General features: G+C 43.5%; 21 protein-coding genes. All 21 read right to left on the bottom strand.

Translation table 11 applies throughout. The features are described from left to right. Positions 1–16 precede the first annotated feature (16 nt). A complete protein-coding gene (locus FHP88_RS12685; RefSeq protein ID WP_144359449.1) occupies positions 17–295 on the bottom strand; it encodes a ComEA family DNA-binding protein in 279 nt (92 codons plus the stop codon). Between the two features lie 145 nt (positions 296–440). Beyond that, the gene (gene waaA, locus FHP88_RS12680) at positions 441–1,697 is read right to left on the bottom strand and encodes a lipid IV(A) 3-deoxy-D-manno-octulosonic acid transferase (protein WP_144359448.1); all 1,257 of its coding nucleotides are present in this window, start codon (positions 1,695–1,697) and stop codon (positions 441–443) included. A gap of 115 nt (positions 1,698–1,812) precedes the next feature. Beyond that, positions 1,813–3,762: a polysaccharide biosynthesis protein gene (locus FHP88_RS12675; protein ID WP_144359447.1), complete on the bottom strand. Its 1,950-nt coding sequence runs from the start codon at positions 3,760–3,762 to the stop codon at positions 1,813–1,815. A 173-nt stretch (positions 3,763–3,935) separates the two neighbouring features. Next, positions 3,936–5,111, bottom strand: coding sequence for a DegT/DnrJ/EryC1/StrS family aminotransferase (locus FHP88_RS12670; RefSeq protein WP_144359446.1), 1,176 nt, complete (start codon positions 5,109–5,111; stop codon positions 3,936–3,938). Positions 5,112–5,114: 3 nt separating this feature from the next. Then, on the bottom strand, positions 5,115–5,768 hold the full coding sequence (locus FHP88_RS12665; RefSeq protein ID WP_335341555.1) for an acetyltransferase: 654 nt from the start codon (positions 5,766–5,768) through the stop codon (positions 5,115–5,117). Between the two features lie 2 nt (positions 5,769–5,770). Beyond that, on the bottom strand, positions 5,771–6,379 hold the full coding sequence (locus tag FHP88_RS12660) for a sugar transferase (RefSeq protein ID WP_144359444.1): 609 nt from the start codon (positions 6,377–6,379) through the stop codon (positions 5,771–5,773). Beyond that, entirely contained in the window at positions 6,373–7,431 is a 1,059-nt protein-coding gene (locus FHP88_RS12655) for a glycosyltransferase family 4 protein (RefSeq protein WP_335341554.1), read from the bottom strand. The genes FHP88_RS12660 and FHP88_RS12655 overlap by 7 nt, the downstream gene beginning before the upstream one ends. A gap of 64 nt (positions 7,432–7,495) precedes the next feature. After that, a complete protein-coding gene (gene asnB, locus FHP88_RS12650) occupies positions 7,496–9,451 on the bottom strand; it encodes an asparagine synthase (glutamine-hydrolyzing) (RefSeq protein ID WP_144359442.1) in 1,956 nt (651 codons plus the stop codon). A gap of 67 nt (positions 9,452–9,518) precedes the next feature. Beyond that, positions 9,519–10,721, bottom strand: a complete 1,203-nt coding sequence (locus FHP88_RS12645) for a glycosyltransferase (RefSeq protein WP_144359441.1) — start codon at positions 10,719–10,721, stop codon at positions 9,519–9,521. Then, entirely contained in the window at positions 10,722–11,984 is a 1,263-nt protein-coding gene (locus FHP88_RS12640) for a hypothetical protein (RefSeq protein ID WP_144359440.1), read from the bottom strand. It abuts the gene before it with no gap. Between the two features lie 15 nt (positions 11,985–11,999). Beyond that, positions 12,000–12,806 carry a class I SAM-dependent methyltransferase gene (locus tag FHP88_RS12635; RefSeq protein ID WP_260843291.1) on the bottom strand — a complete coding sequence of 269 codons (807 nt, stop codon included), beginning with the start codon at positions 12,804–12,806 and terminating at the stop codon, positions 12,000–12,002. A 24-nt stretch (positions 12,807–12,830) separates the two neighbouring features. Continuing rightward, positions 12,831–14,267, bottom strand: a complete 1,437-nt coding sequence (locus tag FHP88_RS12630; protein ID WP_144359439.1) for a lipopolysaccharide biosynthesis protein — start codon at positions 14,265–14,267, stop codon at positions 12,831–12,833. Next, positions 14,264–16,153 (bottom strand): asparagine synthase (glutamine-hydrolyzing), encoded by a 1,890-nt coding sequence (asnB, locus tag FHP88_RS12625; protein ID WP_144359438.1) that lies wholly within the window; start codon positions 16,151–16,153, stop codon positions 14,264–14,266. The genes FHP88_RS12630 and asnB (FHP88_RS12625) overlap by 4 nt, the downstream gene beginning before the upstream one ends. A 74-nt stretch (positions 16,154–16,227) precedes the next feature. Then, entirely contained in the window at positions 16,228–17,916 is a 1,689-nt protein-coding gene (locus tag FHP88_RS12620; RefSeq protein WP_144359437.1) for a glycosyltransferase family 1 protein, read from the bottom strand. Positions 17,917–17,936: 20 nt separating this feature from the next. Beyond that, complete coding sequence (locus FHP88_RS12615; RefSeq protein ID WP_144359436.1) at positions 17,937–18,707, bottom strand: class I SAM-dependent methyltransferase; 771 nt, start codon at positions 18,705–18,707, stop codon at positions 17,937–17,939. After that, positions 18,704–19,381 carry an SGNH/GDSL hydrolase family protein gene (locus FHP88_RS12610; RefSeq protein WP_186297711.1) on the bottom strand — a complete coding sequence of 226 codons (678 nt, stop codon included), beginning with the start codon at positions 19,379–19,381 and terminating at the stop codon, positions 18,704–18,706. Before FHP88_RS12610 ends, FHP88_RS12615 begins: the two co-directional genes overlap by 4 nt. A gap of 73 nt (positions 19,382–19,454) precedes the next feature. Beyond that, complete coding sequence (locus FHP88_RS12605; protein WP_144359434.1) at positions 19,455–20,348, bottom strand: class I SAM-dependent methyltransferase; 894 nt, start codon at positions 20,346–20,348, stop codon at positions 19,455–19,457. A 53-nt stretch (positions 20,349–20,401) separates the two neighbouring features. Next, entirely contained in the window at positions 20,402–21,844 is a 1,443-nt protein-coding gene (locus FHP88_RS12600; protein WP_260843289.1) for a polysaccharide ABC transporter ATP-binding protein, read from the bottom strand. Further along, on the bottom strand, positions 21,837–22,646 hold the full coding sequence (locus FHP88_RS12595; RefSeq protein ID WP_144359433.1) for an ABC transporter permease: 810 nt from the start codon (positions 22,644–22,646) through the stop codon (positions 21,837–21,839). The genes FHP88_RS12600 and FHP88_RS12595 overlap by 8 nt, the downstream gene beginning before the upstream one ends. Further along, positions 22,637–23,629, bottom strand: coding sequence for an NAD-dependent epimerase/dehydratase family protein (locus FHP88_RS12590; RefSeq protein ID WP_144359432.1), 993 nt, complete (start codon positions 23,627–23,629; stop codon positions 22,637–22,639). Before FHP88_RS12590 ends, FHP88_RS12595 begins: the two co-directional genes overlap by 10 nt. After that, the gene (locus FHP88_RS12585) at positions 23,623–24,690 is read right to left on the bottom strand and encodes an NAD-dependent epimerase/dehydratase family protein (RefSeq protein WP_144359431.1); all 1,068 of its coding nucleotides are present in this window, start codon (positions 24,688–24,690) and stop codon (positions 23,623–23,625) included. Before FHP88_RS12585 ends, FHP88_RS12590 begins: the two co-directional genes overlap by 7 nt. Between the last annotated feature and the right edge of the window lie 4 nt (positions 24,691–24,694).

Here is a 24,694-nt window from a genome sequence, read left to right as displayed (position 1 = left end):
AGGCGCCCTTTTTTATTTACTTGCGTTTAGCCGGTTCGCTCAGCAGGATGTTATCCCGATTCGCTTCAACCGTTTTCTGTCCAATGCCTTTGACCATAGCCAATTCATCGGCCGTCTTGAATGCACCGTTTTTTGTTCGATAAGCCACAATTGCGGCGGCCTTGGAATCACCCACCCCCCTGAGCTCAGCCGCTATCTCTTCCGCTGAAGCGGCGTTGACATTGACCTGAGCCGCAAAGCAGCCGACTGAGGCCAACAACAATGTGGCCAAACAAATCCCTTTGGTTAACTTCATCTTTACTCTCCTTGTAAAATTATCACTCCATAAAATGAGTCGTTATCCTAGTTATTTGACGACAAAATCGGTAGGGAAGAATGCGCACTCTAAAGTAGGATTTTTCCGATTAGTAGCATCCGATAAATCGGCTCCAACTTTTGACTCAAAGATATTCCTGGAGAATATCAAACAGCCTGTCCATCGCACCTCTATTTGCTTCCACCACCCGCAGGGCATTTTCACCATAGGCAGCTCTCAGGTTTGCATCAGATAACCAGTCAATCACCCATCGGGACAAGTCGTTATAACTTGATACTTCCACGGCCGCATTTTCAGCCAACAGCATCCGACTGATCATGGCAAAATTGAACATGTGTGGACCAAAAACCACCGGCAATCCCAGCGCCGCAGGTTCAAGTACATTATGCCCACCCGTCGGTACAAGACTACCCCCGACAAAAGCGACATCGGCCGCCGACAGGAACAGCATCAACTCCCCCATCGTATCACCCAGAAATACAGCTGTTTCTGTTCGGCAAAGGTCATTCAATGAACGACGCGCAAAGGTAAAACCATCACGCTGGCAAAGCAATGCAATTTTGTCAAAGCGCTCAGGATGACGAGGCACAATGACCAGCAATGCCTGCGGCAGCTGCTGCATCACTTTGCGATGAGCCGCGAGTATCAACTCCTCTTCGCCCTCCCGAGTACTTGCTGCCACCCAGACTGGCCGACCACCCCAGGTTCGGCGCAGGGCCTCGGCCTGCTCCTTTACGATGGCCGGTACGCGGATATCAAACTTAATACTACCGGCGACCCTGACACGGTCAGACTGCACCCCCAAACCGAGAAAGCGTTCAGCATCAGCCGGAGATTGTGCCGCCACCATACCGATTCGCCCAAAGGTCTGACGCGAAAATACTCCGAGACGCGCATAACCTTTTGCTGATCGCTCTGAGAGTCGCGCATTGGCCAAGATAGTAGGTATCGCACGCAATTCACACTCAGCCAATAGATTTGGCCAGATTTCCGTTTCCATCATGACCAGTAACTTTGGGCGAGTAGCATTTAGAAAACCCCTGACAGCAAATGGCAGATCGTAGGGGAAATAGAGATGAATAACAGAATCGCCAAACAGCTTTTTCACCCGGTCAGCGCCCGTCGGCGTTGTTGTGGTAATGACAATTTGAAGATCCGGGTACGTCTCTTGCAGTTTTCTCACTAAGGGTTCTGCGGCCTGCGTTTCACCGACAGATACCGTATGCAACCAAAGGCAGTTATTAATTGCTGGAATGGACACCCGGCCAAATCGCTCCCCTATTCGAGATCGATATTTCGGGTTTTTCAGGCTGCGCCAGTAGAGACGCAATAGAATCACCGGCAGACTTAGATAGAGGATAATTGTGTAGAGGAATTCCATGGTGATGCAATTGTTCTTCGTATTCAGAAGCATCTGTGTGTGAGAAAACAGGTGACAGTCAGGCCAATATCTACCACTGAAAAAACCTGCTACGCAGCATCAAGATCAAGAAAATTTAAAGTTTCTTTTCCAACTCGGCCTGCTGTTCCAGGTAGACCCAGTCGACAATCTTTTTATCTGGCTGATAACCAGAAACCACTTGTTCCAGCATCGCTTTGATCACATCCACATCATTCACATTCAATGCGATGGATAATGTATTCAGACTCTCTTCAAGCGAGGACCAAGGAAGAAAATCATCATGCGCCTTCATAATTCTGGGGTGTGAAGTAGCCACGGGATTATCCCCGATTAAAAGCTCTTCATAGAGCTTCTCACCGGGCCGTAGACCGGTGATCTTAATTTCAATATCCCCTTCAGGATTTTGCTCATCCTGCACTGTCAAACCAGAGAGTTCAATCATACGCCTAGCCAGATCCATGATCTTCACCGGCTGACCCATTTCTAACACGAAGACATCTCCGCCTTTAGCCATTGCACCGGCCTGAATTACTAATTGCGCCGCCTCGGGAATAGTCATGAAGTAACGGGTAATATCAGCATGCGTCAGGGTAATAGGACCACCATCCCGAATTTGCTGGCGAAACCTTGGCACCACCGAGCCGGAAGAACCCAGCACATTACCAAATCGAACCATGGAAAATTTGGTGCGCGGAGCATCTTCAGCCAGCGCCTGCAAAACAATTTCTGCAAAACGTTTACTCGCTCCCATGATGTTAGTGGGCCGTACCGCCTTGTCAGTGCTGATTAGAACAAAATCGGCCACTCCTTGTTCCGCGGCCACACTGGCGGCCGTCATCGTTCCAAAAACATTATTTCGAACACCCTCTGCAGGGTTATGCTCAACTAGGGGGACATGCTTGTAGGCAGCCGCATGATATATTGTATGAGGTTGCCATGTAGACATGATCTCACGCATTCGAGCTTCATCCCGCACAGATGCCAAAAGGGGTACTAATGAGATCCTATTTTCTGAGAGTAAATCTAATCTACCCTTCAACTCCTGATGCAATTCATAAAGTGCATACTCACTCTGCTCTACCAGCAGCAGGGTTAAAGGCTCCAGCTTAATAATCTGCCGGCAAAGCTCACTGCCAATTGAACCACCAGCACCGGTAACCAGCACCACCTTATCGGTTACACACTTACCTAAAAGGATGTGGTTGGGTATAACAGGCTCTCTTCCAAGCAGGTCATCAATATCCAGCTCTTTTACATCAGATATTGTAACCTTACCTTGGGCTAAATCGCCGAGCGTAGGCAGAGTACGCACCGCTATATGGTACGCAAGCATTCGTTCGAGAATTTGATTTCGGCGTTTACGATGAACAGTGGGGAGTGCCAGCAATACATCCGTAACACCTTGTGATTCGATAAGACCCGGCAGGTCATCCTGACCATAGACTGGCAGGCCATTAAGGACATGTCCGTGCAGCCGGTCATCATCATCAAGAAATCCGACCACCCGCATTTCCATACTATTGCTCATGGCAGAGGCCAACTGCCGCCCCGCATTTCCCGCCCCATAGATTAAGGCCTTAGGTAGTGCTGCCAGTTTCAGCTGACTCTGGTACATGCCACCCAACCAGTATCGAGCCAAAGCACGTGATCCACCCACCGCAAACAACAGTAACAGTGGCTGTATCAAGCCTACTGTTCGAGGCACTCCGGGAACACCAATTGCAGTAAAAACAGAGGAAAACAACAAACCATAGATAGCGATAGCACGCATAACCGCGAGCAAAGCAGGCCATCCAGAATACCGAAAAATAGCTCGGTACAACCCCGATACAATAAAAATTGGTAACGCCATGCCTAGTGATGCCACCACTGCCCACATTGGTGGGCCAGCCAATGATACGAATTCACCTAGGCGTAAATAGAATGTCAACCAGACTGTGAATATACAAAGCGAGGCATCCACTGCCAAAGCGACTATGCGCTTGGCATAACGTGGCAATGCCAACACCGGCATAGCCGTACGATTGTGAAAACTTTCCAACATTATCAATTCACTCGGTTAGCATCATATACGACCCAGGCGGAATATATCTTTAGTTCTCACTTTTCACACAAATTGCGCTGTGATAACCGCAAGACCTACTCGATACTTCTCGTCATTTTTGACTGAAATTCGATGAATATCCCTTACCTAATCAATTCCATACTTATCGAATATCATCCTATCGACTGCAACATCACTTCCCGAAGAACCTCACATGTCTTGTCAATTTCAGCATTCGTCAAAGTGGGATGAACCAAAAACATCAGACTGGTTTCACCCAACTCCTTGGCAACTGGCAAACGTCTGATCGGTCGAATACCAGTATTATCAAACGCCTTTTCCAGATATACCTCAGAACAAGAACCAGAATAGCAGGGCACGCCACGGGCATTTATTTCATGGGTAATTCGATCACGATCCCAACCCGCTTGCAGTTGCTTAGGCTCAACAAAGACATAGCATTTGTATGCAGCATGTTCAATTTCATCGGGTACTTTTGGCACACGCAAACCAGTCAGATCAAGAGCAGAATTCCATATACGAGTTGCATTGTTTATTCGTTTTGCATGCCATTCTGACATACGCTTTAACTGAATCCTCCCAATTACCGCTTGGATTTCCATCATACGGCCATTACCACCAAAACTCTCATGTAACCAGCGAAACCCTTGTGGTTGCTTGTTCTCATATACGGCGTTCCAGCCCTTACCATGATCTTTGCATGACCACATGCTTAACCATAATTCTGTAGTATTGGTGGTAACCATTCCACCCTCACCACCTGTAGTCATTATTTTGTCCTGACAAAATGACCAAGCACTTATATGCCCGATAGAACCTACAGACTTCCCTTTATAGACAGCCCCATGCGCCTGAGCACAATCTTCAATAACAAACAGCTCATGCTCTCTAGCCAATTCCATTATTGGATCCATATCGCACGGCCAGCCTGCTAAATGCACACAGATTATCGCTTTTACTCTTGGGGTGAGGACCGCATAAATCGTGCTTGCAGTAATATTTTGTGTATCGGGGTCAACATCTGCAAACACTGGCACTGCACCTGCATTCACAATACAGGATACAGATGCAAAGAATGTTCGGGGTGTGACGACAACTTCATCACCCGGCCCAATATCAAGTGCTTTTAGCGCAACATCCAGTGCTACCGTACCATTGGCTATAGCCACCGCATGCTGTGCCCCAACCCAAGACGCAAACTCTTTTTCAAACTGCCGGCACTCCTGACCCGTCCAATAATTAACTTTATTGGATAGAAGAACATCGCTTACAGCATCAGCCTCTTCTGCTGTGTAAGCAGGCCAGGGAGAAAAGGGCGTGTTCAACACAATTTATTCCTTGCTTAATAAGCTAGCCGGGTTGCCGACCACTATTGTTCTAGGTCGGACATCTTTTGTCACAACAGCACCCATACCAATAACCGCCCCACGACCAATGACCAATGGATCTCCAGGTCGCCCTTGCTTAATTATCGCACCCGCACCGATATATGCATGATCTTCTATTACAACATTTCCATTACATTTCACACCAGGTGCAAAAGTGACATAGTCACCTATGACGCAATCATGTTCGACATAACTATAGAGATTAGCATGAAAATACTTACCTATACGGATATTGGAAGTAAGCGTTACAAAGGGACAGATAATACATCCCTCATCCAAGCGAACATCGTCCATGATCACTGCATTGTCGGCAATAATCGTCCATGGATTTAGACCATCTATACAACAACGCTCTGCCAATCGTTGCCGGATCTTACTATCTGCGATGGCAATCGCAATATGACTCCTAGTTCTATCTGCTTTAATAAACTCCTCATAGCTTAGAATTTTATGACCGTTAATGTCATGAAGTTCAGCATTGTCATCTATAAACACTAGGTTATCATTTAGAATGCCCTCATTTCGTAACTGAGTGCGAGCCAGAGGCATCACCCCACGACCACATCCACTGGCTCCGTAAACTGCATATTGCGGCATGCTTATTTTTTCTCCTGACATTGCGAACCAGTAAATTTAGGCATTGTTACATCACCTTCAGCAGTTATTCCCTCTTGCTTCAGCACACGCCTAATTGTCATGTACAAAATCTTTAGGTCCAGCCATAGCGAATGATTATCCACGTACCACACATCCAGCTTAAACTTTTCATCCCAACTCAAAGAGTTCCTTCCATTCACCTGTGCCCAGCCTGTAATTCCTGGGCGTATTTCATGTCGACGAAATTGTTCATCTGTATATAAGGGAAGATACTCCATCAACAATGGTCTAGGGCCAATCAAGCTCATATCACCTTTTAAGACACACCACAGCTCCGGCAATTCATCAAGACTGGAAGCACGTAGCATACTGCCGAATGGTGTTATACGCTCTGCGTCTAAAAGCACTCCTTGGCTTTCATCTGAAACACTTATCATCGAGCGAAATTTGACTAGCTGGAAAGGCTTACCATTCAACCCAGGACGAGTCTGGCGGTACAATACAGGCGACCCCAATTTATAGTAAACTAGGCAAGCCACAACCAATAAAACAGGGAAGAGAATAATCAAACCTGCTATTGAAAGCAGGAGATCGGCAAACCGCTTTACCATTTGAAGCCCATCTCACTAAGCATCAATTGATTAACCTTATTCACGTCGTATTTATCTTCTGCGAGTTCACGTGAGCGCATACCCATACGAGCAACCAGTAAAGGATCATTTATAAATTCACACATTGCGGCCACTAGCCCGTCAATTGATCGAACTGGCGTCAGAAAACCATTCTCCCAATTTATCACTGTTTCCCTACAACCTGGAGCATCCGTTGTAATCACAGGGCGCCCCATAGACATCGCTTCAAGTACAGTACGCGGCGTGCCTTCGCGATAGCTAGGTAGTACATACACACTGCAATTAGCTATTGCTGGACGCACATCTTCCAACTTCCCGTAAAACTTAATTACTGAGTCAGCTATCCACCTTCTCAACTCATCTTGACCGACAGAATTCGGATTATCATCTATCCACCCAACAAGTCCGAATTCAATATCAGGATATTTTTCACAAACAATTCGCGCAGACTCAACATATTCTCGTACACCCTTATCCCCCAGCAGACGGCCTATGAATAGAAAAGATAATTTGTTAGGCAGTGGACTCACTGCAAATTCCGTCAAATTCACTCCAGAACCATTTACCAGAGAGGTCTTTGCTGAATCAGCAATTAATCCTAATTTTCTAAATAAGGCTTCGTCATCTGGATTCTGGAAAAAAGTTTTTTCGGAAAACTTAAGTGCAATTTTGTACAGCGACTTCACCAATGACCGAACAAAGGTTCTCGAATCCCCACCCTGAAAAGCATAACCAAGGCCCGTTATTAGTGCATATCGGTATGGTACACGAGCTAGTACTGCAGCGATAAGCCCATATATCACTGGTTTTACTGTATAGCAGAGTACTCTTTTGGGTTTAGTCCGACGCATCAACACAACAAGATGCGCAAGAAACTTGAGATCCGACACAGGGTTCATACCCACACGTTTAAGTGGTATTTCGTGAACAATCAGACCAACGGCCTCCATCTCGAGTCTCAATGTACTACCCATAGGAATATCCGGTACTGCAACATGGACTTTTTCGTCTCGCGCAACAAGCTCTGCCATCAATGCTCCGCGAAACTTAAGCAATGACTCTGGGAAACTCGCAACTAACAAAAAGCTCATTAGCTTATTGTTCCATCAACCATGCCTGAAACATCAGGACTGGCCACAGCTGATGCTGCCAATTATATTTTCCCGATAAATGATCCTGCCACTTTAAGCGAATGGATTGTGCATTAAAATATCCCTCTGATACTAGACGCGACTCATCCAGTAACATTTCCGCCCAGTCCCGCAGTGGACCTCTCAACCAAACATCAATGGGAACTCCAAACCCCATTTTTGGACGATCAACAAGTGACTGGGGAACATACTTGTAGAGTAATTCTTTTAGAATCCACTTACCGGAGCCATCACGAACTTTATATTTAAGAGGAAGTCTCCATGCAAATTCATACACCCGGTGATCAAGTAACGGGATACGTGTTTCGAGACTGACAGCCATTGCAGCCCGATCCACTTTGGTTAGTATGTCATCAGGTAGATATGTAACCGAATCATACAACATCATTTTTTCGATGAGGGTCGGAATACCCGTCATATTATTGGTTGATAAACTGTTGGGTTCTACAGCATCAAGAACAACATCAAAGGGGTCCCATTGGCTCACTAATCCACGATAAAGGGCTTGCTCATCAACAGCACCAAGCAGGCGACCCGCCTTATGAATTTTTTCACCAGGCAATCGCATCTGGTATTGTTTTGGAATAACCGGCATTAACAATCGATATAAAGCATCCCAGGTTATTATTGGAATTGCACGCAATATACGACCAGCTAAATCTCTAGCCGGCTGGGGCATTCTGGATATTCTATTCCACATGCGGGCTGCTAAAAAGTAGCGATTATAACCGCCAAATAATTCATCGCCCCCATCACCGGATAAAGCAACCGTTACATGCTGCTTTGTCATTTCACAAACCAGATATGTTGGGACTTGTGACGAATCTGCAAAAGGCTCGTCATATAAGTGAGGTAAGCGAGGGATGACGGCCAAAGCTTCTGCTGGACTCACATACAACTCTTTATGCTCTGTACCAAGATGACTTGCTACAGCACGAGCGTGAGGTGCCTCGTCATAGGCACGTTCATTAAAGCCGATTGAGAATGTCTTCACAGGAGGGTTGCCGGTAGTTTTGGCCAAATCCTGCATGAGAGCAACCACTACTGATGAATCTATACCACCAGAGAGGAATGCCCCCAGAGGTACATCAGCAATCATCTGGTCGCGAATAGAGTTCCGCAATACTGACTCTAGGGAATCTACAGCCTCAGCATCTGAATTAAATGTAAAACGATCAGATACTGAGGTTTTAGCTGCCTGTATCGCATTCCAATAGGGTTTATATTTAGGGAGTGTTAGGCTTTCTATATGGCAACTGCCACATACGAGGAGACAGCCAGGAGGCAACTTGGAGACACCCTTGTATATGCTGTATGGAGTAGGCACATAGCCATAGCGCATATAGAGTGCAAGAGACCCCTTATCTATTTCGGATTTGAAACCAGGAATAGCGCGAAGAGCTTTCAATTCAGACGCAAAAGCAAACCCGGACCCGGCCCAGCCAAAATATAATGGCTTTTCACCTAGGCGGTCACGAACCAGTGTTAGGGTCTTTTCAGCGGAGTCCCACAACGCAAAGGCGAACATGCCAGCTAAAGCCGTTAGTGTTCTCTCTAAACCCCATGCTGAAACTGCTTCAATAAGAGACTCTGTATCAGAGTGTCCTCGCCAGGCGGGTGCTAAGCCATCAGATTCCAATTGTGCACGGATAACTAAGTGGTTATACACCTCACCATTAAAGACAATAACATAGCGCCCGCACGATGAATGCATGGGTTGCTGTCCTGCATTGGATAAATCGAGAATGGCCAGCCGATTATGACCAAGCCAGATGCTCCCATCAGATTCACTCCAGAATTGAGCATCATCCGGGCCACGATGAGAGAGGGTCTGGGCTAAATAATCTGATGGAAACTCCATCGCCGCTTGCCCTAACCAAGCACCCCAAATCCCACACACTAGTAGAGCCGTCCAATACTCATTTTCAACCGACGCACACCCTGTATGTTGTTATAAGAAAAAGTAACTATTCATTGAGGATGGATGCTATCGTTTCCACCCTGTGTGTATATGTATGATGCCCCAAAGCATGCTCAAGAGATGCCTCTGTAATATCCTGCAACTGACCTGGATCTTCAAATCGCGCCAGTATTTCGTCAATATTCGAAAAATCATGCTCTAAGGCGAAATAATGAAGATCCGGAACCAGTATGTCATTATACCTACCCTTAAACAGTATCATTCCAGTACCTGTACCCATAGCATCAAAATGTCGGGATGATATGCATTTCGTATAAACAGGCGCGCGCTCACGAGATTTAAAGAATTTCTCATAGATCTCATCAAAAGAAAGTTCGCTAGTTAGCGTAGATTCATAGCGAATAGGGCCGCCGCGCAATGCTTTCAATATAAGCTGGCGAACCCACCAAGGTAATTTATGGGCAATCCGTCTAAGTCGACTATTTTCAGCGGACAACACGATACCCCGTCGATTTTGGCTACGAACATAATTTTGTATATCGTCAATAAATTGGTCGCTACGCGACAAGTACCAAGAGCCAGCTTCTGTAGCCAAGGTTCCACGTGTACTATTTAAAAAAGCAGCCCACCCTTGCCGATCAAGCCGTTCCTCACCTATATCAACACGCAATCCCCTTGAATCACTGATCACTTGAAAATAATCCATCAAGCGATTTCTATCATCATCACCCAAATGTGGTGGATACCGAAATGAACGTACGCCCAAGTCCAATGGCCTTTCTTTTAACAGCGTCGTTTTAAAAAAAGATTTAGGGTTGAGCGCATGAGGCACCGAAACAACGGGAGCGATATCACCCCATAAATAGTCTCCCGCTTCTTGCAGCAGCTGCGTTGCTATATAATCCGGGTTCAATTGCGAGAGAATTTTTCGTTTAGGCTCGATTGGTGCCCCAGGAAGATTCACCTCGTTACCCACAAACGAAAATACTTTGGCCTTGCAATTTTCAAGTATTGGTACAATCGGCTCGAGGTAGAATAGTTGATCCGCATTTGTTGAATGCAATAATACAACTGCATCCATATCCGGCAAGGCATGGTACAATTTTCTTTTAATATCAGAATCACAAATATTGATAGATACCGTATTAAAAAAACGAGATTCGATGAACGCCTCTATCCAATCATCATAATAACTTGCTCGTACAGAATAATCTGCATATAGAACTAGCACGCTGATTACTGAATCCACTTAATCAGACCGTGATACTAATTCTGCCACACGACGCGCCAATGGCCGAAAAGAATTACGCAATGGATATGGAATATAACTCCATACTCGCGTTAAACCACTCCTTAACCTGGTAATGCGAACTCTTTGCGGCCGAACTGTGAAACATGGAGGAGGAGGCAGTATCGAACTTTTTTGAACGCAAGAGCCCACTGCATTAGATATGTATGAATCAACCATTTTGATAAAGCTACTATAACTATATTTATCAGACTCAATGATATCCTCATAGGCACGATCTACCATTGCCTGCATATACGTATCATCAATCAGTAGCTGAAACACCTCATCAATATTTTCATGATCTTTGCGCAAAGGGATAAAGTGCTTATAAGGTTCAAGTATACCGGAATACTCTCCTTCATATAGAATCAATCCGGTTTTCAACGCTATGGATTCAAAAAAGCGCGGAGATATTTGATTCATTATCAAAACTTCATTTTCCCCACCAAATACCAATTTCCTCACGTACGCATAATTTGCTTTGCTATTGCGGCGCAGTATCTCATTGACTTTTTCTCTAATCTTTCCTGAGTCATCAAAAACATTACTACCACTCTCTGTCCCCAATGTAGCTTTACACGAGGAAAGAAAGTCGACCCATTTACCCCCATATATACGATTTTTGTCTTCCCATTCAATATCGCTAGCAATAGCTCGACGTCGACACTCACCTTTCATAAATTGAGCTATGAGGAATTTTTCCTGGCCCAAATCCCCATACCAGAAAGGCAAACTTCTTCCACGATAGCCAACAAATATAGGACGATCACGAATTGCTGAATATCGCTTTTCATTGGCTAAACTTGCAGGTATATATCCCGTCAGATTATTAACGAAACATGTTGAAGTAAATTCCTTCGAGGGATAGACAGTATCAATATACTTTTCCGGCACACAAGTAAATACTAATCCAATTTCTAAATCATGAATTGCTTTTCTAACAGTATCTGTATAATCATACTCATCTTGAACAAATAATACCTTCAATCCTGCATATAGATTTAGTTTATGATATAGCTCAGCGGTCAATTGTCCTAATGGAATACGAAGACTATAGTGAATCACCACGGCATCAAAATACTCCAAAGATACCGTAGACAAATCATCTCCAGGCTGATAATAGAAGACTTCTGCAGAAGAGTACTCTGAAAATGAGTCAAGGTGATCAAATACTGTATTGGTAAAGGTAGAATACTTGTCGTAGAGAATTAGTATGCGCATGTGACATCCTGTCCTTTATGCCGGCTTTTTAAATGCCATGCTAATTTCTGTTGGCTTATAAAGTCGTTGCAACGGATTTTTCAAGAAAGGAAATATAGCTTGCAATCTGACGAGTAATTTTGTAAGAAAAATCTTTCCCCGCGGAAGCGGTAACGCCAATGATACTGGTACAAATGCTTTATCATAAAGTGTCTCGCATAGCCGAAAATCAAAGACCCGTGAAAACTGTATCTCTAATTCATGTTCGTCAAAATTGCGGACATGTGCAATATGATAGGGATAATCTTTATGCAAATAGAGCTCCAAATTTTCTTTGTAAGGAACTCGTATTATTAGCATACCTTCCGGTTTTAACACACGATATAACTCACTGATAGCCTTGTGTAGATCAAAAACATGTTCAAGCACATCGGTACAAACAACTATATCAAATACATTGTTTTGATAAGGCAAATCTTCCACAACACCAAGTGAACACTCAATACCACTATCGCCCAAACGCTCCAGATAACCAAGCGCCACATCAATACCGTATCGATTCATTGACGTAAACTGTGCTAGTAATCGCCCCGTACCAACACCAACATCCAGAATACGGGCACCTTTTTCAGCATACTTATTAATCAGATCAATAGTATTTCTTTCGAGATCCCTCCACATCTCCTCCTGCATAAAGGGATTCCCTTTTCCAAGAGAAATCGAACAGAGATGGTGGTCTGCAATATCATCGTAATTCTTAACATATATATCGTTTTGTCGGTCAATAAATATTGGAATTTCAGATCGCCTTTCTATAGGTGTTCGGCGATATATATTTTGCATAAGCGCACCAAATTTTAAGTATACTCAGTTGTTAAATATGTGGTGATATATTCGCCAACCTATAACTATATGAGTTACCAGAACGAATAGTGACAAAATCCCCGCATACAGCAAGGAGGTATTACCCCATGCAAACCAAATTACTGCTGCCGCCATAAAAATCCAACTTAGAAGCGAAGTAGCAGGTATCACTTCAAAGCTCGAAACCTGATAATTTCGTAGCCTATTCAAGATCGCCTGCAAGACTACCATCACTACGGGACCAACAACCAGAGCAATACCCGCACCAATGAGCCCAAACTCAGGAATTAGCACGTAATAAGAAACTACAGCTGCAATTGCAGCGAGCACTTGCACCAAGGTGACGTACTTCGTTTCAGCTGAAAAATACATTCCCGGCAATAGCATTCCCCACAATCCAACCAACGCCTGTGATAAGGCAACAAAACCTATCACCTCCCACGCGTCTTTATATCGAATATCAACCAGAATCTCTATGACCGGCCTTGCTATATAAAAGAAAATTAATGATACCCCACCAACACCCCATATATATAGAACCGTCATTTTTGGGAATAATTTGTTCGCCTCTTCAGGACGTTCCATATAGCTCTGAAAATAGGGCATCCATGCGGCAGAAATTGCTGATGTAACGAGGGCCATACCCATTCCAAGTTGATACCCTACGCCAAACTTTCCCACCGACTCTATCGGTAAAAACTCTCCAACATAAAATGGTGCTGCGCTCAGCATAAATAGCATGGAAAAACTACCCGGTAAAAGTGGCGTCCATGTTCGCAATATATCTCTCATCAGTCCATACTGAGGTTTTGGGAAACCAAGATCCTTTCTCGTCAACATCCAGGCAATTAACAGTGAAATAAACGCACCAATACCCTGCCCTAGAACCCATCCCGAGACCCCAAAGTCTGCAACGAGAAAAGCTATAGTAAATAATACGCCGACTAGTACACCTGCAAAGGAAACTACGGAATATACTTTTGCGCGCCCATCAAATTGCAACGAGATAAGAAATGGTTCAGTGGCTATTTGAAGAACCAACACGAAACAATAACCTATAATAATCTTTGTTGATAATATTGAAGGTAGGTCAGTTAGAAAGCCATCCAACAAGAATTCAACTACTGGCGATAAACTCAGTAGAAGCACACACCCCATTAGAACAAGTGCAAGCATGGACCATATCGTATGCCGTTTGTGCTCAGCCGAAGCGTACTTGAAGTATACTATGCCAGTGGCACCACCAGAGCCTACCGCACAAAGTGTCCTTAGTAGTATTCCAACAACTAGCAACAGCCCTATTACGCCGTACTCTTCTGGGCTGAGAAAACTCGTATAGAGCGGAAGCGATAGTAGACCGACAAACCTTCCAGCGCCACTACCCAAACCATAAACGGCAGAGTGCTTTATGAGCTTCAGCGCCGATTGGCGTACATTCATAGGAACTGTTTATGCCAAATCTCCAGGCTCAACAACGCCCAAAGATTCCGTCCATACACACTTTGCGAGTCGAGAACCGAGTCAATTGAGAAATCCTTTCCGAGATACTCTCTTGCTTTTGCATCTGGTGAACCTAGAATATCGCCAATCAGATCCCGTGCTTTACCGCCCTGCTTCAGCCATAAATTCAATGGCACTGGGAATCCCATTTTATCCTTTCGTTCATAAATAGCAGAGGGAAGTTTCTTAGAAAAAGCCAACTTTAGTAATCGTTTTAACTCACCATTACGAAACTTTATGTCGGCGGGGATCGTTGCAGCGAATTCTACCAGCGGATGATCTAGTAACGGCACCCTGGCTTCTACGCCATGAGCCATGCTCATCCTGTCCTCTACCTGTAGAAGGGCCGGCAAAAGAGTTTTGAAATCAAAATGTGTCATCGAATCAAAATATGCCTCTTTTCCCACGTTTTCCCCCCAGAATATGGACTGGAACTCCTCCATTGTTTGCCTTTGATCTATTGCGTCGGGTGCAAGGATACTTCCAAAGGTATTTGCCCTATTGACAAGCCGCCAGTAACGCTGGTCACGCTCTTCAAACAACCCTTCGCTCCAGAACTCTTTCAACATCGGCTTATATTGTCGAAGTGTGCGCAAATTGTTGATTATGGATTCGTAGGTCACTACATAATTTCCATTATGTAGCGTGCCTTCAATTGCACCTTTAATGCACTGCTCAAAATACGCAACTAGGTAGCGCGCGTAACCGCCAAAGATTTCATCACCGCCTTGACCCCCAAGTACAACCTTTATGCTCTTCCCAACCTCCCTTGAGACCATGTACTGGGGAAATGCCCCTGGACCTGCCGTTGGTTGATCCAGATGCCAAATGACTTTCTCTATATTTTCTACAAAATCATTCTCATTGACATCAGTAATGTGGAGTAACATCTGGTTTTCATCTGTTAACGCTTGGGCATAACGTGATTCATCGAAATCCAATCCATCAAGGAAACGACCATTAAATGCTTGAAATGGAGCATCTGGTCTCTGATCCCTGGCCAAGACAGCCATCAAACTTGAATCCACACCACCACTCACATAGCTACCCACCTCTACATCCGCACGGAGATGCATACGTACCGAGTCATCAAGCAACTCTCTAAGTTTTTCAACAAACCAGGCTTCAGTATGGTCGTAATCAATATTGTAATGTACTTCCCAGTATCGCTGTGGGTTTGGCTCTGCACCGATTGCCACCATAGCGTGATGAGCTGCAGGAAGCTGCCATACGTTATCCATAAGCGTCTTGCTGCCCAAGCAAAACTGGAAGGTAAAGTAATCTGAGAGGGCTTGTCGATTCACGCGCTTAGCATCAAGAAATGGCAGTAATGCCTTAATTTCAGACGCGAAAAAGAGTCCATCTGTAGTCCTTGCCCAATACAGTGGTTTAATCCCAAAACGATCACGGGCAAGGAAAAGCCGCTGCTCTATTGAATCCCAAATTGCAACTGCAAACATTCCACGCAATCGACTAATACAACTTGCACCCCAGCGTTGAAACGCTCGTAAAATAACTTCGGTGTCCGAGTTAGTAAGGAAAAATTCTTCACCAAGCTCGGCTCTGAGTTCCAGGTAATTGTATATTTCCCCATTATAAACTATGGTGAACCGCCTATCGTCACTGTGCATTGGCTGTGCACCTGCCTCCAGGTCAATAACAGAGAGTCGAACATGCCCAAGCCCTACCTGCCCACTTTGAGACACCCACTTACCCATACCATCAGGTCCACGATGACGTATACTGGATAAGCCACAGTTAATCGCATCTTCCATCTGCTTATTATTGCGAGGACGCACCGTAACACAGCCAAAAATTCCACACATTTTTCTTTATCCCCAATCGTGCCTAGCTAATGTTCTGTGCCACGTAAAAAACTAATCGCATAGCCTACTAATACTTACGCTAACTTCTTTAGTACTTTAATTGCAGGGAGCAACACAGCGCGTACAGATTCAGGCATCCCCCTCCAAATGTTATGCAATTTCCTAGTTAAATTAACCTTTACATGAATCCACATGATGGTATGTAGTTTTTTCTTTTCCCGTGCAATAACTGATATTGATAAGACCTGAGCAACTTCTCTAGCCAGAGGCGCTTTTACTTTAATCTTTAATAAGTCAACACCCACCTTATTTTCACACCATTGAATAGTCTGAAATGTACTTTTCTGATAGTTACTAATAATTTGTTCTCCGATAATCATATTTCCTCGCCAACCTTGTATTTCATACTCACTCGGAATCAATTTTTGATCATCACCCCATGCAACGATTATTCTAGATATACAGAACTTACGTACAAGGTATACATCTAGAATACTATCTGAACCAATACCTTCACCCGACAATTTACGAGAGGATGTTTTTTTAATTGGATAAAATATAGACCTCTCTATTTCATTTTTAGCACTATTATTTAGCAGTCGTGGACTAGTCGACTGGTACCATTGAAACTCGTCAGCTGAATAATTTCTTTCTCGCTTTTCCATAGCCACCGACCACTCTTCATCAATGACTCTATCTACCAACTTAACCATTGCCTCATATGAATACTCTTTATTTTTCGCCACTTCATAATACGCATGGTCTATTATTTTCTGAGCTTCCTCTGGAGACTTAATGACCTCCACTATTTCTTTGATATTTGAATGGTCCTGCTTTAATGGAACATAGTGTCGCCAGGGCACCAAAACTCCCGAATACTCCCCTTCGTACAATATCATTAATGTCCTTAATGCAGCCGCTTCAAAACAGCGAGGTGAGATTACATTCATCATGTACACCCCATCATCTTCCTTAAAGTACAAATCTCTTAATTTGTAAAAATCTTCTTTGGGATGCCTTTTAAGGTGGGCTTCAACATTTCTCTGAATATCTCCGGTGAAGTCACAAACGCTTGCGCCACTTTCTGTCCCCAATGTGGCCTTGCAATCTGTAAGAAATTTTATCCAGGAATCCCCATAAATTCGATCCTCTTCTTTACATGAGATATCAACCATTAGTTTGTACTTTTTTACTTCCTTTAAGATTCCTTCGGCTATTTGCCACTTCTGTAAGGTATGAGCTCCCATCCATGCCGGTAATTTTCTCGCGCGATAACCAATATCTATCATTCGCTCACTATATGGCTTTACGGATAAGCTCACCAATTCCAGAGGAACATAACCAGCAAGAACCGTTTCCTTGCGCACATTGGGAAGTTTTGTTGGGCTATATATATCATTAATAATGTCACTCCCAGCAAGAGGGAAAAGGGCATTTATCTTCATATAAGATAATGCATCTACAGTGTCATTAATCCATCGATAATCATCTTGGACAAATGCCGCCTTGAATCCTGTGAATTCTCTAATTCGCTTTCGACCCGATGGCGAAATATAATTGTCGTAACATGCGATAAGGCTATAGTGAAAAATTAAAGCATCGAATCGATCCAATTCTAACCAGTCGGGTAATTCCCCCATATTTGATAGAATCAAATACTTATTCTTTGAATGTTTACTAAAGGATTCAATGTGGTCGATTATCGCACCGGCAGCACCAGGGTAATAATGGCAGAGTAATAGAATATGCTTTTTTTCAGTCATAGAAACATCGCATATTAAAGCTATGATTTGTTATTTACCAACAAAAAGCCAGTTAACCTAGCGAGCGTCCTAAATTGCTCACCATTAAAGTTTTTTGCTATTTGGATTATTTTTTCATGAAAATCACTATGTCCAGTGGCTTTATCTGCACCAACTAAAGCCGGATAGACCACTCGTGTTAAAAAATCAAAGCATCCAGTATGGAAATCCTCAGCTATCGTGAATCTTTTCCCAAGAAACTCTCGCATTTCTTCTAGTTTAGAATAGTAATTTATACCCGCCGGGATTAACGGTTCAATTCCGCTTTTACTTCTGAGCTTGTTAAGCTCAGTAAAACCATCCGCGTAACCCTCTACTAACAGCAATTTTCCGCCTTTTCTGAGGGCTTTCTGCATATTTTCTACTGCTCTTTTTTGTTCACTAAAATCACGAAGATTTATTAATACACGAACACAAACAATACAGTCATATGACTCATCCCAAGAAGCCGGACTCAGTAAATTGTCATGAAAAAATCGATTATTAGTTTCTCCATAGTTTTCTTTTGCACTAACGATCATGTTTTCAGCGTAATCAAATGCATCTACATGCGCGGATGATAGTCGAAGGATATTTGTTAAGAAACCATTTCCACATCCGACCTCAAGAACACGATCAGTAATTTTCACATGCTGAAGAATGAACTCTGTTTCTAATTCTCTTTGTGACACATCAGCTATATTCACCGCATTAACATTTTGCTCATAGACAGCACGCTTATTCCAGTGAATGTCTGTGGGACTTTTACTCATCGTTCAACTCCATTTAAAATATACTCGATTGATCTAGAAATTGGTGTATATATAGCCTTTGCATACTTCGCATGACCTTTCTCGCTCAGATGGAGTACATCCGGCTCTGGCATTAGCATCTCGGATAGATTCTCCTTACTTACATCAGCAAATTCCTGGTCTATATCACAAAGAATAACCTTTGAATCATTCACCACTTCACGAATTATTTCATTATATATTTTCCTACGATCCTCAAGCGTCTGCTTTGATGCCAAGGGATGATTTCTCAAAGTTGGATGATTTGTTGAAAGGATGATATGTTCCGCTCCGAATGTTTTCGAGCGATCAATCATCTCTAATAAGTTTGCACGATACCCCGCTTCGGAAACGCGCGGAAGTCCGCGATCACTATCCCAGCAATTACAGTCATTTAGTCCGAACTGGATCGTAATTATGTCAGGTTGCAGTACTTGAACATCTCGTGGAAACCTTTCAAGTCCTTGTCTCGTTGTCTCTCCAGAGATACCCCTGTTAAAAAAATGCAACGAATCCGAATCGATTCTTCTGGATACATCCAAACGCACTTGCTTTGCCACCATTTCTGTCCACCTTAACGAGTGATGAACATACTGGCCCTCTGTGATTGAGTCACCCATAAACACCAGAGTAACCGGACTAATCGCTGTCGTCATTATCTCTCCTTCTGCTTCCATTCAACCTGAATCTATGCAACTAAAATATATCCAGGTTGACTTTTAACAACAATCAAAATAGGTAGTTCATATCAGACACATTCTTGTCTTTTTTAGCAACAATCACTATTTCTAATGGTTTCATCAACATTAATCCGATCCAGTTTGGTATTTTGCTAACATCATTTTCATTCGGATATACTGAATTTATGCAATATTCAAAAATATTTTTTAGTACACCACGCCTAAAAGGCGGTCTCCTTGAGTATGCATAGTATCCGTCATAATGAATTTGAGTAACCTTAAAACCAGCCTGGCTCAACATAACCACTAAATTACGTTTGGAAAAATTACGCAAATGGGCAAACTTGTATTTACACCCAAGAAGTTTTGAGTACTGCAGCATATTGTCTTCAAATGGAACACGAAGAACTAAGCAGCCGTCCGATTTCAATGAGTAATTGGAACTCAATAGAAAATCTATTGGATTAATGACATGCTCTAGAATATCTGAAGCAACTATGAGGTCAAAAGCATTTGAAAATGGGAGATTTTCTGCATTTGCAAATAAACAATTTACATCTATTTGCTTTAGGGCGTTAGTTAGAAAAGGTAAGCTGATGTCAACTGCAGTAATTCTGGAGAACTGGTACCTTTCGCGGAGTTTGCGTAGCAAAAAACCTTGCCCTACACCCACCTCAAGGATATCTTCATGCTTCCCTGTGTAATAATTAAGTAACTTATCGGCTTGGTTTTCTAAATATGAAGTATCAACAAATCCATGATGAATATCGTTAATTGATATTTCACGATAATTTTCTATGTACTCCTTAAAGAAATTATCTTGTTTGTCTGAATTCGAGAGAAATACTTTTATACCTTCGATTTCTTCGAGCTTCCACCCACATCCTCGGCATTCTGTAGCATGCTCAGGATAAGATGATCTGCAATTCGGGCACAACAACATCAATATCCCCCGTTATCTAAACTAGATCTATGCGTGATTGACGAATGTATCAATTAGCTAAAATTCCATTCTGCAGAATGCATAAATGCAGCCCCGAATAATGATAGCGAAGAGGGAAGTTCGACGCTTATTGAAAAACTCCTACTAAGCAGATCATATCTACTAGTATTTTGCAGGTACTGAATTGGCGCATTAGCAAGTATGCTAACACCAATAGTATACTCTCCTGGTCCAATTTGAAGTGGATTTAGGACTATCTCAATATTGCGTTTCGCTCCTTTAATGATATTGAATTGGTCAGCAGGACTAAAAATGCGAATAACACTACGCCCCATCATGTCATCCACCACAATTCCATATCGACAATCATATTTTCCAGATTCTTCCGCAATAATCGAAATAGCGATTTTTGCAGGCTGCAGTGTGAATAGTTTATTCGTTCTACCCCTTTCACCTATAACGGTAAAGCCACAAACCTTCAGCCCCGCATCTGAATTCCAACGGGATATTCCACCAGGGGCAACGAAATCTAAAGTATCTATTAACTCAGTATCTGGAAAGCATGTAGCCATCGAATGCGGCATAAACTCCGGTTCCTGCAAACGTATTGATTTCGGAAGCTCCAGGCCTCTTTTCTCAGTAAGTAATTTCTCAGGATAGTCAGAGGCATTATTTAAATTCAATTCCAGTTCATTTTCCTTTCCCACAAAACGCTCACTCATCACAGAGGACGCATGTTTGATGGGCCCCTGGAGATGCTCTTCATATGCCTTAACCACAAGAAAGGCATTATCGTGCATTCTTATTGCTCCCTGGTCCAACCAAATTGCTTCATCACACAATTCCAATATCTGTTGCATCGAGTGAGAAACTAACAGCATGGTACAACCCGAACTTACAAGTTTTTCAACCCGCGCCTTAGATTTTGCAACAAAGTAGGCATCGCCGGCACCGAGGACTTCATCCACGATCAAGATATCTGGTTGTACGGCCGTTGCAGCAGCAAACATCAGACGCGCCTGCATACCTAAGGAGTAGGTCTTGAAGGGTTGGTCTATAAACTCTCCCAACTCGCAAAACTCAATAATCTCATCAATTGCCTCCTTGTACTCATCCTGACGTAGTCCGTTGTATTGAAGTGATGCCTCAATATTTTCACGTCCTGTATACTCTGGATGAAATCCCAGACCAACACTCATTAGCGCCTGGACAGTTCCATTGATCTCCACCGAACCATGTGTCGGTGAATAGTTTCCACATATCAGCTTTAGAAGAGTTGTTTTACCTGCCCCATTACGACCGACAATACCGATTCGATGACCACGCGGCACATCTAATGAAATCTCACTAAGCGCCGCAAACTCTTTCGCAGCACTTTTTGTTTTAAACCCGAAACGTCGTAATCCAAGAATCTCTATTAACTGATCTCCCTGACTGCCATGGAGTTTGTAGATTTTGGAAACATCCTTCAGACGAATTGCAACTGGTTCATGCATAATCAAAAAACACGCTCTTTGCCCTTTGAAAAACAGTGAATCCTGTAAAAAAACTCACCGTCGCTAAAACTACACAGCCACCCGCAACAAGTGGATCAGGCCATGTTCCATAACATATCAATTGCTGAAACGTGAGAACAAAATACGAGAGAGGGTTCAGATAAATAATTAGCTTTAGTGCCGCAGGAACCATTTCCGGAGTATAGGCAAACGGACTTAACACGAACAGTAGCATCGTAACTAATCCGAGGCCGTGTTGAATATCCCGGGCAACAAGGGAAAATAGCGAGAGCATCCATCCAATGCCCATGGCAAACATTAGCAACAATATCCAAAACACTGGGACCAAAAGGATGGCTTGCCAACTTGCTTGCCCTAAAGAAAACCCAACAATCAACGTGATCAACAACCCGATAATACTAGTGACTTGTGCTCCAATAGCGGCACGGAGAGGTATTAGCTCTGCCGGAAAAACAGTGTTCAAAAGAAGACTTTTATTCGATGAAAGTGAGGATGTAGACGCCATAAGAACTTCGCTGAAGGCCATAAGAGGCACCAGCCCTGAAAATACCAGCACAACATAGCCCATTTCACTAAGCCCAGAAGGGCGAATTTTAAAAATCACTGTATACAGGGCAGCATATATACTTAGCTGAAGAAGTGGGTACAGCACAGCCCACATTGTTCCAAATAATGATCCCACGTATCGCTGACGAACATCATGGGTAACTCCCTCCAATACGCGATGGCGGTAACCACTTAATATATATAACGAGCGAAACACATTCGAGCTCAGGCGCATCCAGAAGCCTCGTATTCACGCATTTGTCTCCACAGCATAAGTTCTCTCAACCCTTCGTCCAGATTTATAGAGGCAAGAAAGCCTATCCCACTCCTCGCACTTTCCGTTGAGCCAACTCTGTTCTGCACAAATGGCCTGTTTCCAGATTTAAAGCAGGCCTCTATTTTACTTGGATGTACCTTACATATGATAGATGCCAAGTCAGCGATGGAAGTTTTGATGCCAGTTCCAACATTATAGTTGCGGTTACTGATTGTTGATTGCATAGCTAAAATATTTGCTCTGGCACAGTCCCGTACGTCAATAAAGTCATATGATTGTGATCCATCCCCATGAATCACTGGTGATTCCCCTTTATCCAGCGCATTCAGCATATTAATAATCACACCGGTATAGGCTCCTCTATCATCCTGGCGAGGGCCATATACATTCATATATCTTAGTCCTACATATTCAAATCCACTTCCATCTTTATGCTCTCGACTGTGAATCGCTCGCAGCAACATTTCACCACAAACCTTACTGGCACCGTAAAATTCCTTACAGTTAAATGGATGATCTTCCGTCATTGGTTCCGCAATGGCATCACCATAAACCGAGGCTGATGAGGAAAATACCAGACGTTTCACACCACTATCGATAACTGCCTCTATAACATTCATGGTGCCCGCAATATTCACCTCAAAAGCTGAACGCGGATACTCATAACACTGTAACAGCCAGAGCGCTGCCAAATGAAATACTCCATCAATCCCGTCCATGGCATTTCGCAATGTATCGCGAAGGAGAATATCACCTCCATCAGGATATATTTCCACACGAGGATCAGCTAGCGCTTGCTTGAGGTTACTCATTCTTCCGCGTGAAAAGTTATCGTAAATTCTAACGTACGATGCACCTGCCTCTATTAGTTGATCTACGATATGCGAACCTATAAAACCGGCGCCACCGATAACAAGAAATCTTTTGCCTTTTATCAGCATGCCGCGCCTACTACCTGACTCATAAGTTTGTTGTGTTTAGAAATACTCTGGCTTATACGTTCCTGATTATCACGGGTCCATTCAACGGTACGACGAATCCCCTCATCAATCCCAACTTGTGCTGTAAAGCCTAATTCACTTTCAGCCTTTTCAGTTGATGCAAATCGCTTACCTGACCGATCCCAGTCACGCGCGGGTTTTAAATCCACAGGTGTTTTATTACCTGTGTATTCATTGATAAGGGTTGCTAACTGAAGAATGGTTGTCTCCTTTCCCGTAGCAAGATTATATACACCACCAGGTTCGCCATTGAGCGCGCAGGCCATCAAACCTCGTGCCATATCCTCCACAAAAATGAAATCGCGGCTTGTATTACCACCATTATCTAGCGGCAATGCATCGCCATTCAATGAGCGCCAAATAAATGTTGGCGTCACATTGCGCCAGACTGTATGCACTGTCCCTCGCCACTGACCAGCACCAAGTATCTCTCTCGGCCCATATACGTTAGAGAACCGTGCTTTAACAATTGGCAGGTTATGCTGCTGCCAATAGTAGTTACCATAGAGCTCACCAATGATCTTGGATATTGAGTAAGGGCTATCATGATACAGTGTAATCGGCTGATCTTCGGTCGTGGCCGTCGGCTCACCGTAAGTTTTCTCTGCCACTGCACAAGCTGCAGCCGCATACACAACACGTTTTAATTGTTTGATCTGGCTCAATCTATCGAACAATTTCAGCGATGTCAGGGTATTGTTTTCATGATCAGCAAAGGGATCTGCAATCGATGACTGGTTGCCATGATAGCAGGCAAGGTGAAATGCGTAGTCAAGATTCTCTGGCAGATTTGCAAGAATACGATCATCCGTTATCGAACCAAAAACAAAACGGACACGTTGATCAGCTGGAATATTTGCCACATCGGATGAGATAAGATTGTCTACTACTATTATCTCTTTGGGATTTTGAGCAAGAATCTGATGAACAAGATTACTGCCTACAAATCCTGCGCCACCAACCACAAGAACGCGAGTATTTAAAAAATTATGTGTACTCATAATC

Source organism: Sedimenticola selenatireducens, assembly GCF_007625115.1.
GTDB lineage: Bacteria > Pseudomonadota > Gammaproteobacteria > Chromatiales > Chromatiaceae > Sedimenticola > Sedimenticola selenatireducens_A.
Note: the sequence above shows the minus strand (reverse complement) of the source record. Positions and strands in the feature narration are given on the sequence as shown.